Here is a 16,163-nt window from a genome sequence, read left to right on the forward strand (position 1 = left end):
CGCCGCCTTACTCCCCGAAGCTAGCTGCGCCCGCGCCGCACCGGGAAAAACAGCAGCTGCACTATCAGCAGCGCCACACTCGTAAACAGAATGCTGACCCCCACCCGGCCCAGGGCCAGCAGCGGATGCCGGAACGAGCCCAGCTCGAGAAAGAAATAAACCACATGGTGCATACTCACGAGTAGCAGCAGGTACACCATAAACCACTGCCAGCCCATCTGGTGCACATTCACCGTATCCTGGGCATCGTAGCCGTCGCGCGGGGTAAGCAGGCGCAGCACCCAGGGGCGCAGGTAAGCCAGCAGCACGGCCGCCGCCGCGTGCAGCCCGCCCGTGTCGTAGCTGATGTCCATGGTCAGGCCTATCGCAAACCCCAGTAGCAGCTGCAACGCAATGGGCGTGCGCAGGGGCAAAAACAGGATATAGCCCAGGTAAAGAAAGCACCAGCCCAGCCCGAACAGCGACAGCTGCCCGATAATCAGGACCTGCACGCCGGCATACAGCCCAAAGCGCAGCAGCTGCCGCAACACAACGCCTAGCATACTCATGGGCGCGGTATTTTCGGCTTAACGACGGGCTTCACGGGGGCCGGCTCGGGGGCGGTAGCCGCGGCTTCGAGCGAGTCGCGCTCGGTGCGGGGGCGGTTGTGCACCACGTACACGTAGGTAAGGCGGCTGAAATCGACGCCCAGCCGCACCCGCACCGTCCAGAAATTCTTGTCCGGCTCCTTCACAAACGACTCTACGGTACCGATAAACACGCCTTCGGGAAACACGGCATTGTAGCCCGACGTCACCACCGAGTCGCCGCGCACCAGGCGGTTCTGGCGCGGAATGTAGTCGAGCAGCGCGTAAGTAAAGTCATCGCCGGGCCATTTCACACTGCCAAAGGTACCGTCGCGCTTTATTTTGGCGGCGATGGCCATTTTGGAGTGCAGCAGCGAAAACACGGTGGCGTAGTGTGCGCTCACCGCTTTTACCTGGCCCACCACGCCGCTGCTACTCATCACGCCCAGGCCGGGCTGCACCCCATCAGCCGCGCCTACGTTCAGCGTCAGGTAGTTGTCTACGGCCCGCAACGAATTGTTGATAACCCGGGCCGCCACCAGCGGATACGCGGCATCATGGGTCGGCACCTGGGCGGCGCCCAGTAATAAGGTATCAGGATAATTACTTATTCTTGGCTTTAACCCCTTGGCCTCCTTGCTTTTGCCGGCGAGCGCGGGCACGGCGGCCTCGCTGAGCGCGGGCCGCAGGTGCCGGTAGATAATATGGCCCAGGGTATCGCGCCGCACCGGCAGCGAGTCGGCCTCGCGGCGCGCAAAATCGGGCGGATAAAGCTGCTGGCGCAGCCGGGCATTGTCGGTCAGCAGCTGACGGTTCAGCTCATCGAGCCGGAAATAATCGGCCACCTGCGTGCGGCGCGCCAGCACGACGCCCGCGTACGCATTGGCCGAGTTGAAAAAAGCGGCCCGATGATACGAGCTATTGGTAACAAACAGAAAAAGACTCATCACCTCCAGCAGCACAAAGAGCATCACTCCCTGGAAGCGCAGCAGAAACGCGATAAGATTACGCATGGTGAAAATGAGGAACGAAGAATGAGGAATGAAGAATTACCCCGGCGGCAATTCTTCATTCCTCATTCTTTGCTCTCAGTTGAGTTTACGTTAAGAGTACGCCCCGGTAAGCCTGAATATCCTTGATTGCCTTGCCGGTGCCGCGCACCACGGCCCGCAGCGGGTCTTCGGCAATGTGGATGGGCAGCTTGGTTTTGGCAGCCAGGCGCTTGTCGAGGCCGCGCAGCAGCGCGCCGCCGCCGGTGAGGTGAATACCGTTCTCGTAGATATCGGCCGACAGCTCGGGAGGACTGATTTCCAGGGCCTTGAGCACAGCTTCTTCGATTTTGGCTACCGACTTGTCGAGGGCAATAGCGATTTCCGACGACGTTACCTTAATCACCTTCGGAATGCCCGTCATCAGGTCGCGGCCGCGCACCTCATAGTCGGGCGGCGTCACGTCGAGCTCGGTCAGGGCCGCTCCTACCTCAATCTTGATGCGCTCGGCCGAGCGCTCGCCAATCAGCAGGTTGTGCTGCCGGCGCATATAGTCCAGAATGTCTTGGTTGAACACGTCGCCGGCCGTTTTAATCGACTGGTCGCACACGATACCCGAGAGGGCGATAACCGCAATCTCGGTGGTACCGCCCCCAATGTCGATTATCATCGAGCCCACGGGCTGCTCCACATCAATGCCGATGCCGATGGCGGCGGCCATCGGTTCCTGAATCATCCACACCTCCTTGGCTCCGGCGTGCTCGGCCGAGTCGCGCACGGCGCGCTTCTCCACTTCCGTAATGCCGCTCGGAATGCAGATAACCATGCGGTGCGAAGGCTGAAACAGCCGGTTGCGCGTATCAATGAGCCGGATGAGGCCCTTTATCATTTCCTCAGCGGCGTGGAAGTCGGCAATTACGCCGTCCTTGAGCGGGCGGATGGTCTTAATATTATCGTGTGTTTTCTCGTGCATCTGCTGCGCCTTACTGCCCACCGCAATCACCTTGTTGGTGGTGCGGTCTTTGGCAATAATGCTCGGCTCATCCACCACAATCTTATCATTGTGAATGATTAACGTATTGGCAGTGCCCAGGTCAATGGCAATGTCGCTGGTCAGGAAATTGAAGAACCCCATTTAGATAGCTCAGCGCGGAATAAGAAACTGGTAGTAATAAGCAAAGGTAGTATAGAACGCCGTGGCAACGATTGCACCGCCGGCAACCACAGCGGCCGGCGGGCCAGCGCCCCGGCGAATTAAAAATTTTTACTATATATTAAAAATATCTCAAACTCCCGTGCCACAGCAGGGCAACAGTGTCCTTTTGGCAGCACGGCGTTTTCGCCACTACGTAGCAATAGCCACGCGCCTTTCATTATACAACTTTTCTTTATGCTGCACTATCTGGGCTATCTCGCGGCCGTTTTTATTGGGCTGGCGCTGGGTATCATGGGGGGCGGCGGCTCTATCCTGACGGTGCCGGCGCTGGTGTACCTGCTGGGGGTAAGCCCGGTGCAGAGCACGGCGTACTCGCTCTTCATTGTGGGCAGCACCTCGCTGGTAGGCGCGGCCGGCTATTTTCGCAAGGGGCTGGTAGCATTGCCCACGGCCCTGGTCCTTCTGCTACCCTCGCTCGTGGTGGTGTTTCTGACGCGCAGGGTGCTGCTGCCCGCTATTCCGCACGAGCTGTTTACCGTGGGCAGCCTGGTTTTTACCAAAGACCTGCTGGTGCTGCTGGCGTTTGCCGGGCTAATGGTAGCGGCGGCCACTTCCATGATTCGCCATTCGGCGCCGGAAGCCGCCCTGCCGCGGCTCCCGGCGCCCAACTACGCACTGGTGCTGGGCATCGGGGCCGTGGTGGGCTTCCTTACCGGTTTTGTGGGCGCGGGCGGCGGTTTTCTCATTATTCCGGCGCTGGTGCTGGGCGCACGGCTGCCCATGAAGATGGCCGTGGGCACCTCCCTGACTATTATCGCCTTGAACTCGCTCATTGGCTTCAGCGGCGACCTGAGCGCGGGCCGGGCTATCGACTGGGGCTTTCTGCTGGGCTTTCTGGCTTTTGCGCTCGGGGGCATTGTGCTGGGTACCCGCCTGGCCCCGCTCATTCCAGGCGCCCGGCTCAAGCCTGCTTTCGGCTGGTTTACCCTGGCAATGGGCACGTTTATTCTGGCTAAAGAGCTTTTATTTCCTCATCACTAACCCGAAAACAGGGAAACAAGCCAGTTAGGAAGCCTAATGTATTTTAGCGCAGTCCACCAGCTGGTAGACGGGGCCGGCTGCCCACAAGCTGATGGGAAACCTGGAAGCTCTACAAAATACATTAGAAATTCACTATATTTATAATAATTACCAAACTCAGCCTATTACTACGTAGCTACTTACCTGGAATTCGTGCTAAGCAGTAACTTGCTCCCGCACGATGGCTTACGCATCCAACCCCGGCCCCGGCTAGTCCGGCTAGCGCGCGCGCTGCTGCTCGTAGCGGCGGGCATGGGGCTGCTCGTAGCCTGGCTGCTGGGCGAGTTGGTGTGGCCAGCGCGGCAAGCCGGGTCGCTCCGCCTGCCAGAAGCCGCTGAAGGCCCTCCCCTCCGGGCAGCTACCACCGGCCGGCTTTTGCGGCCCCCGACCCGGCCACGATTCCGGCTACGGCAGCCGGGCAGACTATCCGCTACGGGCGTGAGCTGGTGGCTCATACTGCGCGCTACCTCGGGCCCACCGGCTCCGTGGGGCACTTCACCAACGGCATGAACTGCCAGAACTGCCACCTCGACGCCGGCACCCGGGGCTTTGCCAACAATTACCTGGCCGTAGCCGCTACCTACCCCAAGCTGCGGGCCCGCTCGGGTACCGTCGAAGGCATCGATAAGCGCGTGACGGACTGCGTAGAGCGCAGCCTCAACGGCCGCGCCCTGCCGGCCGGCAGCCGCGAGCAGCGGGCTTTGGTGGCGTACCTCACCTGGCTGGGTCAGGGCATTGCCAAGGGCCGGAAGGTGTACGGCACGGGCCTCATACCCCTGCCCTACCTCGACCGGGCAGCCGACCCGGTAATCGGCCGGGCGGTGTTTGGCGCCAAGTGCCAGTCGTGCCACGGCCCGGCCGGCCAGGGCCAGCTGCTGCCCGATGGGCACGGCTATCAGTACCCACCCCTGTGGGGGCCGGCCAGCTACTCCGATGCGGCGGGCCTCTACCGCCTCAGCAGCCTGGCCCGGTATGTGAAGGCGGCTATGCCCTACGGAGCTACGTTTGACCGCCCGCAGCTAACCGATGCCCAGGCCTGGGACGTGGCCGCGTTTATCAACTCGCAGCCTCGCCCCCACCGGCCCACTCCGCACGACTGGCCCGACCTGCGTCAGAAGCCCATCGACCATCCATTTGGCCCGTATACCGATGGCTTTTCAGCGCTTCAGCATAAGTATGGCCCTTTTCAGCCTATTGCCAGAGCACATCCTCTTCCTGCCTCTTAGCTCTTTCCTGCATGACTCTTTTTGCCCGTTTCCTGCTAGCCGGCCTGCTGGTGAGCGTAGCCGCTCACGCCCAAACTACCCCGGCAGCTACGCCCGCCCCACTCCTGACGCCCCCCAATGCAGCGGTGGCGGCCAAGGCTGCCCAGTTTACGGGCGCGCCGGCCTCCAAAGCACACTACCGGGCAGTGTATCAGCTCGACAACGATGACCCAAAGCTTATCAGCAAGACGCTGCACAACATGCTGAATGCCCTCAACGACCCGCGCCTCAAAGGCAAGCTGGAGCTGGAGCTGGTAGCATTCAGTGGCGGCACGGTGGTGTTTAAGAAAGACCAACCCTACGAGGCCGACGTGCTGGCGTTGCAGCAGGCCGGCGTCGTGTTGGCGCAGTGCCAGAACTCGATGAACGCCTACAAGCTTACCAGGGCGGATATGCTGCCTTACATCTCGGTAGTGCCCACTGGCAACGGCGAGCTCATTATCCGCCAGGCCGAAGGCTGGGCGCTGGTACACCCTTAAATTAATTAAAAATGTGAAAAATGTGAAGATGTGGAAATGTGAAAATGTGAAAATGTGAAAATGTGAAAATTTAGAAAGTAGGAATCTTCTAATTAACAGTTTTTAATTTCTACATCTTCACATTTCCACATTTTTCACATCTTCACATTTTTCACATCTTCACATTTCTAATTAACTCAATGCTTGAAGTGCCGGACGCCGGTTAGTACCATCGCCAGGCCGAGGCGGTCGCAGGCGTCGATACTATCCTGGTCTTTGATGGAGCCGCCGGGCTGTACCACGGCGCGTACGCCAGCGGCCGCCGCAATCTCGACGCAGTCGGGGAAGGGAAAAAACGCATCGGAGGCCATTACGGCCCCGTGCAGGTCGAAGCCAAAGCTACCGGCCTTTTCGATGGCCTGGCGCAGGGCATCAACCCGCGAGGTCTGCCCCACACCAGAGGCCAGCAGCTGGCCGGGGCGGGCCAGCACAATGGTATTGCTCTTGGTGTGCTTGCAGATTTTGAGGGCAAATTCCAGCGCGGCCGTTTCATCGGCCGTCGGGGCCGACCTGGTGACGGTGCGGAAATCGGCCGCCGTTTCGGTTTGCAGGTCGGCATCCTGCTCAATTATGCCGTTGAGCAGGGTCTTGACCAGCTTACTGGGAAACGCTACCGGCTTCTGACGCAGTAGAATACGGTTTTTCTTGCTTTGCAGCACCGGCAGCGCCTCGGCAGCAAAGCCGGGCGCGATAAGCACCTCGAAAAACAGCTTGTTCAGCTCCTGAGCAGTGGCCAGGTCAACTTCTTGATTAACAATGATGACGCCACCGAAGGCCGAAACCGGGTCGCAGGCCAGGGCATTAATATAGGCTTTTTCTAATGTAGCGGCCTGCGCCACGCCGCAGGCATTGGTGTGCTTGAGGATAGCCACGGCGGGCGGCCCGCCCGCAAACTCGCGCATAAGCTGCACGGCGGCATCTACATCCACGAGGTTGTTGTAGCTCAGCTGCTTGCCGTGCAGCTGGTCAAACAGCGCCGTAAGGTCGCCGTGGAAAGTGCCGGCCTGATGCGGGTTTTCACCGTAGCGCAGGCTGGTCGTGGGTACCTGGGCTTCCAGTGTGGTACCCTGGCTCACGTACTTAAAAATCTCGGTGTCGTAGTGGCTGGTAGCCTGGAAAGCGGCAGCCGCGTAGTGGCGGCGGTCATCGATGCTGGGGCTGCCGTTGGTTTTATCGAGCAGCTGGGTCACAGCCTCGTACTGCTCGCGCGAGCTGATTACGAGCACATCGCGGTAATTTTTGGCGGCGGCACGAAGCAGGGCAATGCCGCCGATGTCAATTTTCTCAATCACGTCCTGCTCCGCCGCGCCGCTGGCCACGGTTTCCTCAAACGGATACAGGTCAACCACAACCAAATCGATGGGTGGAATGCCGTGCTGCTCGGCCTGGGCGAGGTCGCCGGCTTCGTGGCGACGGTGCAGAATACCCCCGAATACCTTAGGATGCAGGGTTTTGACGCGGCCGCCGAATACTTCGGGAAAGCCGGTGAGGTCTTCGACGGCAATTACCTCAGCGCCTTGCTCTTCGAGAAATTTCTGGGTACCGCCCGTGGAGTAGAGCGTAACGCCCAGGCGGCGCAAAGTAGCTACCAGCGGGGCCAGCCGGTCTTTGTGATACACGGAAAGCAGGGCGGCGCGAATAGGGCGAGCGTCAGACATCGAACGGGAAAGTTTAGGGGGTAAAATGCTGTGCGGAGTGCAAAAGCTGCCTCGCCCCTACCCGGCCAACCGTGGTAAGGGCTTGGCGCCCCAAAGGTAGGCGCACCGGCCGGCCCTGGTAGCTTCTGCTAAAAAACAACCGGGACGGCTGCTCCTTCTTTCTGTGCAACTCCCACTACCTGTTTGAGGTTATACAAGCTCAAGCATAGGCTCATCCTTATGCCAGATTGTTTTTGCCTGATTATTAAATGACTGACTTCACCACGGCCGATTTGCTTATCTCTTCTCCAGCGGCCGAGGACGCTACGCCCGCGCAGCCTATCCCGCGCAGGCCGTGCTGGCCGCCGCGCAGCTGGCCCGCGCCTGCTGGCCCAGGCGGCGCTTACCGACGAAACCGGGGGCTTCCCGACCCAGGAAATGCACTGGCTGCACGAGGCCGGCCTGCTGACGGCCGTGCTGCCAACCAGCCTGGGAGGGATGGGACTGAGCGAGCCTGCCGCTACGCTGCCGCTGCTGCAAGCACTTTATCACATCGGGCGCGGCAACCTGGTAGTAGGACGGCTGTGGGAAGGCCACGTTAATGCGCTGCTGCTGCTACGGCGCTTTGGCAGCCCGGCGCAGGTAGCGCGGGCCGCTGCCGACGCCCGCGCCGGCCACCTATTTGGAGTTTGGAATACGGAAAACCCGGCCGAAGGCGTGCACCTCGAGGCCGTACTCAATACCGCGGGCCGCTACCGCCTGCGCGGGGCAAAAACGTTTGCCTCGGGCGCGGGACACATCAGCCGGCCGGTGCTGACCGGGGCTTTGCCGAAGCAGGAAGGCTGGCAGCTGGTGCTGCTGCGCGCCGACCAGCAGCCGCCGGTGCTGGACCGCAGCTTCTGGCGGCCGCTGGGTATGCGGGCCACGGCCAGCTTCCGGGCCGACCTGACGGGCCTGGAGGTCGGACCCGAAGACCTGGTGGGCCAACCTAATGACTATTACCTGGCGCCGTGGTTTGGGGGCGGGGCAGCGCGGTTTGCGGCTGTGCAGCTGGGCGGGGCCGCGGCCGTGCTCGACGAAACCCGCCGCTTCCTACGCCGCCTCGGCCGCACCGACGACCCCTACCAGCGCCAGCGCCTGGGCGAGCTGCTGGCCTTGCACGAAACCGGCCAGCTCTGGCTACGGGGCGCAGCCGAGCACGCCGCACTACCCGCTACTGCCCCGCTGGAGGCGTGGCCAGCGGCGCGCCAGGCTGCTACAGCGGCCTATGGTAACGGCTTACGCGGTGTCACAGAAGATATTTGCCTGCAAACCCTGCGGCTGGCCGAGCGTTGTGTGGGTGCCCGCGGGCTACTTCAGCCCGAACCCTTTGAGCGCCTGCACCGCGACCTGACGCACTACCTGCGCCAGCCGGCCCCCGATGCGGCTCTGGCCGAAAGCGGCCGCTTCGCGCTGGCTTCGGACAAGCCCGCCTACCAGCTCTGGCAAGGGTAACGGTGCCCGTACTTAGTGCGTAAAGTCGGCTTATGTCCGATACGCTTTTTGCTACTTACCCACTGCGGCCCGCCAGCTACGCGGCCACGCTGGGTAGCACTGTTATTGTCATTCCGCACCCCGACGACGAGGCCCTGGGCTGCGGCGGCCTGCTGGCTTTGCTGGGGCAGGCAGGCCAGCCCACAGCGGCCGTGCTGGTAAGCGATGGCTCAATGTCGCACCCACACTCGCGGGATTTTTCGGTCGTGGCCCGCCGCGAGCTGCGCTACGCCGAGCTGCGCCACGCGCTGGCCGTGCTGGGGCTCGATGAAAACAATGTTCTTTACCTCGGCCTGCCCGATGGCCAGGTGCCCAGCCACGGGCCGGCGTTTGAGCAGGCGGCCCAGAAGCTGGCCGACTTTCTGGCCCGGCAGCAGGCTCAAACGGTGCTGGTGCCCTGGCGGCGTGACCCCCACCCCGACCACCGCGCCAGCAGCCTGCTGGCCACCGCCGCGCTGAGCCAGCTGCCAGCGTCCCCACGCCGCCTCGAATACCTGGTGTGGGCCTGGGAGCGTGCCGTGCCCGCCGACCTTCCCCAGCCCGCCGAAGGCCAAGGCTTTCGACTCAACATCAGCGGGGTGCTGGGTCAGAAGCAGCGGGCCATTGCGGCCCATCGCTCGCAGCTGGCCCCCGGTATTATTACGGATGACCCGAGCGGCTTTTTATTGAGTGACAGTATGCTGGCCCACTTTGCCCAGCCAAGCGAAGTATTCATCGAAAGCGCTATTTGCTTATGAATACCAATCAGCCAAATACGCTTGACCCCGGCTACTTTGACGATGTGTACCGGGCCAATAACGACCCCTGGGCCTTCGCCAGCAGCCCCTACGAGCGCGCCAAATACGCGGATACGCTGGCGGCGCTCAACCGCCCGCGCTACGAGCGGGCTTTCGAGATTGGCTGCTCTATCGGCGTGCTTACCGCGCAGCTGGCCGGGCGCTGCGGCGAGCTGCTAAGCGTTGATGTGAGCGAGGCGGCGCTGGCTCAGGCCCGGCAGCGCTGCGCCCAATTGCCGCAGGTAACTCTACAGCATATGCAGGTGCCCGCAGAGTTTCCCCAGGGGCAGTTCGACCTGATTTTGCTTTCCGAAGTTGGCTATTACTGGTCGCCCGCCGACCTGGCACGTGCTTCGGAGCAGATGCTAGCCGCCCTGCGCCCCGGCGCGCAGCTACTACTGGTGCACTGGACGCCACCCGTGCCCGACTACCCACAGACCGGCGATGAGGTACACGATTTTTTTATGGCTCAAACTGGCCCACAAGGCTCACTTAAACACCTGCATGGGCACCGTGCTGCTAAATACCGTCTCGACTTAGTTGAGCGGCAATAAGTGATTAGCGCAAGTTTCAGGCCCAAGAGTAGCTTGGCCGGGGCGGGCTGCCGGCTTTTTCGCCGGCTGTCCGCTCTTCGCCTGCACGAGCGGCGCCAAGTCTTATTCCGCCGCTTGGCGCAAAGGCCGGGCAGACTGCCCCGGAGCCGGGGCGAAGCACCCACTCACTCCTTCGCGCAGGTAGGTCCGCAGGTCGCGGAGTGCTCCGTTGAGCGGCACCGGCAGTATTGCCCCCCGCGTGGCTTCTACCCATTGCCAGAGCTGGCCGAAGGCCGCCGTTCCCCGCGCCTGCTTAAGTAAGTCTGGCACGGGTATTTCGAGGGCACGGGCCAGGCGGGCCAGTTCGGGACCAACCGCCACGGCTCCTTGCTGCCACCAGGCGCGGAGGCTGCGGCGGGTGCGCCACACGCGCACCAGCTCGTGCGGGCAGGGCACCAGCGGCTCGCGCTGCTGCTCAGTGAGCGTTTCCCATTCGCGCAGCTGCCACGACAGGCCCACTTCTACGCGCCCGCAGCGGCGGGCCGAAGTATATACCTGAACCCTTGGACTATGCCGCACGGGCAGGTCGTGCTGCAACAAGAGCTGCCATAGCGACTCATCTTCCAGAAAAGGCACGGCGGGCAGGCCACCCACCTGCCGATATGCCCGCACCGTAAGGGCCAGGCTAGCCCCAAAGTGCTGGTGATGGCTGGGCCAGGGGTCAACAGCGCAGGGGTCTACCAGGTCTTCGAGCTGGCGCAGCAGCACCCGGTAAGCCGCATCGCGCAATTGAATACGCCGAACGGGACAAGGCGCCACGGCGGCCGGCGTCTGGGTAAGAATACGCCCTCCCACGGCTTCGGCACCCTCTTCTATCTCGCGCAGGGTGGCGGCCAGCCAGGTAGAGGCAACCAGCGTATCGGCATCGGTGCTGAGCAGCACGCCCGTTGGCCCGATAGTATCCTCCAGGCGCTGAGCAGCCTCGTCGAGCAGCAGCCGGCGCGCCCGGCCCACATGGGCGTGCGAGCGTGGCAGCTGCACCTCGGCCACGTGCACAACTAGGCTAGGATGCCGGCGAGCGGCCTGGCGCACAGCCGCGGCCGTACGGTCGATACAATTGTTAGCCAGCACAATAACTTCCAGCATACCAGCAGGTAACGTCTGCCCGGCAAGGGTAGTTTGGGCAGCCAACGCGGCCAGGGTAGCCGGCAGCGTAGTCGCCTCGTCTTTGGCCGGAATAATGACGCATGCCTGCAAAGCGGCGGCCGGCGGCGGCAATTGCCGGTGCAGGGCGCGCTCGGCCTGGCGCAGCAGCTGCTCTTCGGTAGGCGGCTGGGAAAGTAGGGCCGGTGGGGCGGTAGCCGTGGCTTCGCGGGTGGCGTGGAAGCGAGCCGGCTGGGCTAATTGGTCCATATGGTACCCTTTGTACGCCCTTGCTTCACGAAGGATAGGCGTTTGCCGCGTAATTTTTGCGCCCTTAAGCAGCCCTCACTATAAGCTCATTTCACCTTATAAACTAACATATTAATTATAAGCGTTTTAACTTAAACAACAAGTCTGTCAGCTTGCTTGGTTATCCGCCTAAAAAAGCCGCGCTACCCTTGCGGATGCGCGGCTTTCCGGCGTGGTGACTGCTGGTTTAAAACGCCTCACCGATAGCAAAATAAAAGCCTGGCGCGCTGCCCCAGGCGTAATCGAAGCGCAGGTTTACCCGGTCGCGGCGAATAAAGTTGAAGCGGGCGCCAAGGCCGCCAGCCGGCTTTATGCCATCAACCGTAAAGTCAGTTATATTATACCCTACCTGGCCCACCGAGCCGAAGGCGGCCCCGTCGATGCGCCAGAACAGGTGCTGCCGCAGCTCGGCCTGAAAAGTCATCATCTGCCGGTCGCGGAAGCGCTGCTCGTAGATACCCCGGTCGAGGTTGGCGTTGTTATAGAGCGTCCCGCCCAGGTTGGCGCCCAGGCCGGCCAGCTCCCGGAAGGGCACATCGCCGGAGTGAAACTGCCCCAGAAACTGCAGCGCCAGAATGGTTTTACTGGAGAAAATGGGCTGAAAGTGCCGCGCATCAACTTGATAGCGCACAAAGTTATAATCTGACCCGATGCCTTTGCCGTTGAACATAATGCTCATATCAAGCAGGTTGCCTTTAAAAGCAGCCAGCGCCACGTCGCGGTCATCAAACGTGATAACCGGCCCCACCCCCGAGATACTGGTATTCTGGCGCTGACGCTGGTCGAGGCGGCCATTATCGCTGCTCAAAAAATAGTTGGGCGAGTGGCCATCGGTGGCGTACTGCTCGGGCGTATTGTCGGTGGTGCGCGTGAAACGGTACATCAGGCCGGCAAACAGCTTGGGCGCAATGCTCTTTTGCACGCGCTGGTTGATAATGAGCAGGTTATTGGACAAGCCCGACTCATTTTCCTTCTTCGTATCGTTGCCGATGCCGTAGTAGTAGAGCAGATTTTTATAATAGCTGATTTCGCCGTTCAGGTAATACTGCTCGCCGGGCGAGTAAATAGTATGCACAAACTGAAACAGTGACTGATGCTTCTGGGTGAACCAGGCCTGAGCGCGGGCGTTGGAGGCGCGGGTGAGGGTATCCTGACCAAACCGGCCGCTCAGCAGGCCGCCCAGGCCGTAGCCGGCCCCGGTTTCCTGCTGATAAAATATCACCGGCACCGGCAGAATGGTAATTTTTTTGGGAGGCTTGGAAGACTCGGTCTGGCCAGCCGGCAGGCCCTGCCCCTGGCTTACGAGGGCAGTGCCCACCAACCCGGCCAGCAGCAGCGGAAAAAAGCGCATATAAAACGGTAAAATGAAAATGTATTGAAGACCTCAACGGAAAAGCGGCCTCAGCGGTTGACTCACCCCGGCATTATACGCAAACTAGTGCTGCATACTCAGGCACTTAGCCAGTTGGCTGCGCTCTTTTGCTGGCTGGCGGCACGGCGCAGCGCGGCTTCCGCACCCCTGGCTACACCAGCAGCATACTCAGCACCCCAGCCAGCATGATGCCCTTGCACCAGGCGCTAAGCTGCCGAAAGTGACGGCGGCGGTCGGCACGTAGCAGCAGGCGAGCCAGCCAAGCCAGCGGCACCAGCACCAGCCCCAGCAGCCACGCGGCCAGGGCCCAGCGGCCCCACACCAGCAGCTGGCCGGCCGCTGCCAGCACCAGCAGCGCCAGACAGCCCAGAAACACCCCCGCCACCCACTTGCTGCGGACCAGCCCCCACACCAAGGGCAGCGTATGGCAGCCGTGCTGGGCATCGCCGCGCATGTCTTCCATATCCTTCACTATCTCGCGCACCACCGTTAGCAGGAAAGCTGCCAGGGCGTAGAGCCACACGGCTTCGCGGCCCGTAAGCAGCTGAAGCTCGGGCAGAAGCACCAGCGCGGCCGTAAGTGCCCCAATGCTGAGGTTACCCACCAGCGGCAGGCGCTTAAACCGGGCCGAGTAGCCCCAGAGCAGAGCCACGGCCGCCAGCGTTACCAGCCCCAGCGGCCACGAGAGCGCCGCCGCCAACACCACCCCCACCCCACTCAGCAGAATATGCGCCAGCATGGCGTGGCGCCGCCGCAGCAGCCGGCCCACCACCAGCCGGTCGGGCCGGTTAATGGCGTCAATCTTCACATCATAATAGTCATTGATGATATAGCCTGCCGCGGCCACCAGTAACGAGGTTAGTACCAGCAGCCCAAAGCCGGGGGCCAGGAGCACGGTCCGCAGGGGTTGCCCCGGCAACAGCATTACCCGCACAAGCACCAGGCTAAGCAGCATAATGGCCAGGTTGGGCCAGCGTACCAGGCCCGGCAATGCCCTGGCCAGCCGGCCGGCCTGGCCGGGGCCACCCAGGGGCAGCTCATCGGCTCCGCCTGCGGTGGGCGCGGGGTCGGCAGCAGAGGCAGGGAGCAGGGAGGCAGACATAAAGGCAGGACAAGCGCCCCGAAGGTACGGCACCCCTGGCCGGCCATTGCCGACACCGGCCTAAAACAGAAAGTCCCCACCGGCGACCGGCGGGGACTTTACTGCCTACCGGCCCGGCCGGCAGACGGACGACAAAACTCAGACGCGCCGCACGTTGACGGCGTTCACGCCTTTACGGCCTTCCTGCGTTTCAAACTCCACGCGGTCGTTTTGCTGAATCTGGCCGCCGTTGAGCCCCGTTACGTGCACAAAGAAATCCTCCTTCGTTACATCGTCGGTGATAAAGCCGAAGCCTTTGGCCTCGTTAAAAAATTTTACAGTGCCCGTTTTCATGGTGATTGGCAAAAAATCGAAAGAGGCGGCCACTCGCGTGGTCATTAAACTGGTGCCTTACTGCCAGTGGCCCCTGCATACGGGGCCGGCGCCCGGCAGGTTGAGGCAGGCTACTGGTGGTCGCGCCACTCGTATACCCACTTGGCCTGAATCTGCTCCAGGTGGCCTTCGTTGGCCTGCTCGCGGGTGCCCTCAAAATTGGGCAGGCTCAGCACCCAGTCCAGCAGCTCGGTAAACCGGATGCGGTAGATTTTGGCTTCCGTAAAGTCGTCGCCAAACTTCTCGTAGAGCGCAATGGCGACATCTTCGTGGTCGGCCCAATGAATGGGCGGCTCGTAGTGGTTCATCTTGTGTGAGTTAAAATGTATCAATCAAAAATTAAAAAGCATTTGCAACCGGACTGTTGCTTGGCCAGCCCCGGTTTTGAGCGCGTGCTTTTTAATTTTCAACTATAGGCTAGTGCCCCAGAAAGTGCTGGGGCGGTACTGTTACCACCAGTTCGAGGCGTTCGTTTGGCACTACGCACTGGCAGGCCAGGCGGGAGTTGAGGCGCGGGTTGATGGCGCGGTCGATGAAGTCTTCTTCCTTGTCCGAAATCTCGGGCAAGGCATCGCCCCCTTTGTCAATATACACGTGGCAGGTGCTGCACCCGCACACGCCCCCGCAGTTGTGCTGAAGCTGTATGCCGTTATTGAGCGCCACATCGAGCACCGACTCGCCGCTAACCGCAATGTGCGTTTGGGCGGGCTGGCCGTCCTGAAACTGAAAAATAATGGTGGAGGGTGTCAAAATAAAAGGGCCCGGTGGGCGTAATTGCAAAGCGCAAAGTTAAGGTAGCCGGCCGGAGCTTAGCTGCCCGCCGCTGCCGCCTGAATACTTACCGAGAGCCGCGCATAAAGTTCTTGCCAGGCGGGCTCCGCGGCCAGCGCTGCCTCGTGGGCCGCGAGGGTGGCCGCATCGTGGCGCACGGCCGGCCCGGTTTGCACCTCAAAAGGCGAGGATTGCGCCGCCAACGCCTTGCTTATGGTTTCCTGCACCAAAGGATGCAGTAGCTCAAACGACAGGCCCGCCCCGGCAAGCAGCGCCTGCGCCACCCCCAGCAGGTGGTTAGTAAAGTTGCTGGCAAATACCGCTCCCAGGTGCAACCGCAGCCGCCGCCCCGAATCGAGCAGGGCCACGCGCCGGCTGAGGCTGCGGGCCAGGGTTAGCAGCCGGTCCTCAGCCTCTGCGGTGGCTGCCTCCACAAACAGGGGCACGGCCGACCAGTCGATAGCCCGGCCGGGGCTGAAGGTTTGCAACGGGTACAGCACGCCGCCGCGCACCTGCGGCACGGTCTCGAACACGGCCAGCGGCAGGGCGCCTGCCGTGTGCGCCACTACCGCGCCTGCCGGCCATGATACCGTGGTGAGCAGGCTCGCCACCGCTGCGTCGGGCACGGCCAGCAGGTACACCTCGGCAGCCGGCAGGGCCGCCGCAGTTTCTTCCATCGATAGCACCAGGCAGCCGGGCAGCGCCGCAGCCAAGAGCGCGGCCGGGCCGGGGGAGCGGCTTGCAATAAATACTATATAGTGACCCGCTGCCTTTAGCGCCGACACCAGGGCCGACGCTACCCGCCCGGCTCCAAACACCCCGATTGTTAGGGGCGGGCTGGTCTTAGTTATTGTATTCACTGGGCAAAGTTCGCTCGCTGAATGAGAGCAGCGGCCCTACTTTACGTGGCCAAGATTAAAATAATCTGAAGGTACTTTGCTGAATAAGTAGCATATTGTGGCCGCAAATCACTGTTAACGCCCTTCTTAAATGTAAGGCAGTAAATCAGTTGGTTAGTTGTCAACGACTTCCTTCATTTTT

17 protein-coding genes are annotated in these 16,163 nt (G+C 61.6%); 6 read left to right on the forward strand and 11 right to left on the reverse strand.

Features of this window, described 5'->3' with window-relative positions:
- Window positions 1–20 precede the first annotated feature (20 nt).
- The 3 genes from GKZ67_RS14305 to GKZ67_RS14315 form a co-directional block, all read right to left on the reverse strand.
- Window positions 21–548 carry a hypothetical protein gene (locus GKZ67_RS14305; RefSeq protein WP_254244842.1) on the reverse strand — a complete coding sequence of 176 codons (528 nt, stop codon included), beginning with the start codon at window positions 546–548 and terminating at the stop codon, window positions 21–23.
- Window positions 545–1,579 (reverse strand): rod shape-determining protein MreC, encoded by a 1,035-nt coding sequence (mreC, locus tag GKZ67_RS14310; RefSeq protein WP_173243511.1) that lies wholly within the window; start codon window positions 1,577–1,579, stop codon window positions 545–547. Before mreC ends, GKZ67_RS14305 begins: the two co-directional genes overlap by 4 nt.
- Before the next feature lie 85 nt (window positions 1,580–1,664).
- On the reverse strand, window positions 1,665–2,690 hold the full coding sequence (locus tag GKZ67_RS14315) for a rod shape-determining protein (RefSeq protein ID WP_151085795.1): 1,026 nt from the start codon (window positions 2,688–2,690) through the stop codon (window positions 1,665–1,667).
- A gap of 255 nt (window positions 2,691–2,945) precedes the next feature.
- Between GKZ67_RS14315 and GKZ67_RS14320 the strand changes: the two genes are divergently transcribed.
- The 3 genes from GKZ67_RS14320 to GKZ67_RS14330 all read left to right on the forward strand — a co-directional run bounded on the left by GKZ67_RS14320 (window position 2,946) and on the right by GKZ67_RS14330 (window position 5,535).
- The gene (locus GKZ67_RS14320; RefSeq protein ID WP_173243514.1) at window positions 2,946–3,752 is read left to right on the forward strand and encodes a sulfite exporter TauE/SafE family protein; all 807 of its coding nucleotides are present in this window, start codon (window positions 2,946–2,948) and stop codon (window positions 3,750–3,752) included.
- A gap of 485 nt (window positions 3,753–4,237) precedes the next feature.
- Window positions 4,238–5,017, forward strand: a complete 780-nt coding sequence (locus GKZ67_RS14325; RefSeq protein WP_254244843.1) for a c-type cytochrome — start codon at window positions 4,238–4,240, stop codon at window positions 5,015–5,017.
- Window positions 5,018–5,028: 11 nt separating this feature from the next.
- Window positions 5,029–5,535 (forward strand): DsrE family protein, encoded by a 507-nt coding sequence (locus tag GKZ67_RS14330; protein ID WP_173243517.1) that lies wholly within the window; start codon window positions 5,029–5,031, stop codon window positions 5,533–5,535.
- Window positions 5,536–5,711: 176 nt separating this feature from the next.
- Here the strand turns inward: GKZ67_RS14330 and purH are convergent, their stop codons facing one another.
- Window positions 5,712–7,232: a bifunctional phosphoribosylaminoimidazolecarboxamide formyltransferase/IMP cyclohydrolase gene (gene purH, locus GKZ67_RS14335; RefSeq protein ID WP_173243520.1), complete on the reverse strand. Its 1,521-nt coding sequence runs from the start codon at window positions 7,230–7,232 to the stop codon at window positions 5,712–5,714.
- Between the two features lie 417 nt (window positions 7,233–7,649).
- On the opposite strand from purH, the gene GKZ67_RS14340 reads away from it, so the two are divergent.
- From GKZ67_RS14340 to GKZ67_RS14350, 3 genes are read left to right on the forward strand one after another with little or no spacing between them, the layout of a single operon-like run.
- Window positions 7,650–8,705: an acyl-CoA dehydrogenase family protein gene (locus GKZ67_RS14340; RefSeq protein WP_173243523.1), complete on the forward strand. Its 1,056-nt coding sequence runs from the start codon at window positions 7,650–7,652 to the stop codon at window positions 8,703–8,705.
- 32 nt (window positions 8,706–8,737) lie between these two features.
- Complete coding sequence (locus GKZ67_RS14345) at window positions 8,738–9,481, forward strand: PIG-L deacetylase family protein (protein WP_173243525.1); 744 nt, start codon at window positions 8,738–8,740, stop codon at window positions 9,479–9,481.
- On the forward strand, window positions 9,478–10,074 hold the full coding sequence (locus tag GKZ67_RS14350) for a class I SAM-dependent DNA methyltransferase (protein ID WP_173243527.1): 597 nt from the start codon (window positions 9,478–9,480) through the stop codon (window positions 10,072–10,074). Before GKZ67_RS14345 ends, GKZ67_RS14350 begins: the two co-directional genes overlap by 4 nt.
- 102 nt (window positions 10,075–10,176) lie before the next feature.
- Here the strand turns inward: GKZ67_RS14350 and GKZ67_RS14355 are convergent, their stop codons facing one another.
- The 7 genes from GKZ67_RS14355 to GKZ67_RS14385 all read right to left on the reverse strand — a co-directional run bounded on the left by GKZ67_RS14355 (window position 10,177) and on the right by GKZ67_RS14385 (window position 15,982).
- The gene (locus GKZ67_RS14355; RefSeq protein WP_173243530.1) at window positions 10,177–11,466 is read right to left on the reverse strand and encodes a glycosyltransferase; all 1,290 of its coding nucleotides are present in this window, start codon (window positions 11,464–11,466) and stop codon (window positions 10,177–10,179) included.
- Between the two features lie 226 nt (window positions 11,467–11,692).
- Window positions 11,693–12,856 (reverse strand): BamA/TamA family outer membrane protein, encoded by a 1,164-nt coding sequence (locus GKZ67_RS14360; RefSeq protein ID WP_173243533.1) that lies wholly within the window; start codon window positions 12,854–12,856, stop codon window positions 11,693–11,695.
- A gap of 172 nt (window positions 12,857–13,028) precedes the next feature.
- The gene (locus GKZ67_RS14365) at window positions 13,029–13,979 is read right to left on the reverse strand and encodes a geranylgeranylglycerol-phosphate geranylgeranyltransferase (protein ID WP_173243537.1); all 951 of its coding nucleotides are present in this window, start codon (window positions 13,977–13,979) and stop codon (window positions 13,029–13,031) included.
- Between the two features lie 138 nt (window positions 13,980–14,117).
- Entirely contained in the window at window positions 14,118–14,312 is a 195-nt protein-coding gene (locus tag GKZ67_RS14370; RefSeq protein WP_151085804.1) for a cold-shock protein, read from the reverse strand.
- 110 nt (window positions 14,313–14,422) lie between these two features.
- Window positions 14,423–14,659: a Fe-S cluster assembly protein IscX gene (gene iscX, locus GKZ67_RS14375; RefSeq protein ID WP_151085805.1), complete on the reverse strand. Its 237-nt coding sequence runs from the start codon at window positions 14,657–14,659 to the stop codon at window positions 14,423–14,425.
- 109 nt (window positions 14,660–14,768) lie between these two features.
- The gene (locus GKZ67_RS14380; protein ID WP_173243540.1) at window positions 14,769–15,101 is read right to left on the reverse strand and encodes a 2Fe-2S iron-sulfur cluster-binding protein; all 333 of its coding nucleotides are present in this window, start codon (window positions 15,099–15,101) and stop codon (window positions 14,769–14,771) included.
- Window positions 15,102–15,160: 59 nt separating this feature from the next.
- Window positions 15,161–15,982 (reverse strand): Rossmann-like and DUF2520 domain-containing protein, encoded by an 822-nt coding sequence (locus tag GKZ67_RS14385; protein ID WP_173243543.1) that lies wholly within the window; start codon window positions 15,980–15,982, stop codon window positions 15,161–15,163.
- Window positions 15,983–16,163: the final 181 nt, after the last annotated feature.

The sequence above is a fragment of the Hymenobacter sp. BRD67 genome (assembly GCF_013256425.1).
In the GTDB taxonomy this organism is placed as follows: Bacteria; Bacteroidota; Bacteroidia; order Cytophagales; family Hymenobacteraceae; genus Hymenobacter.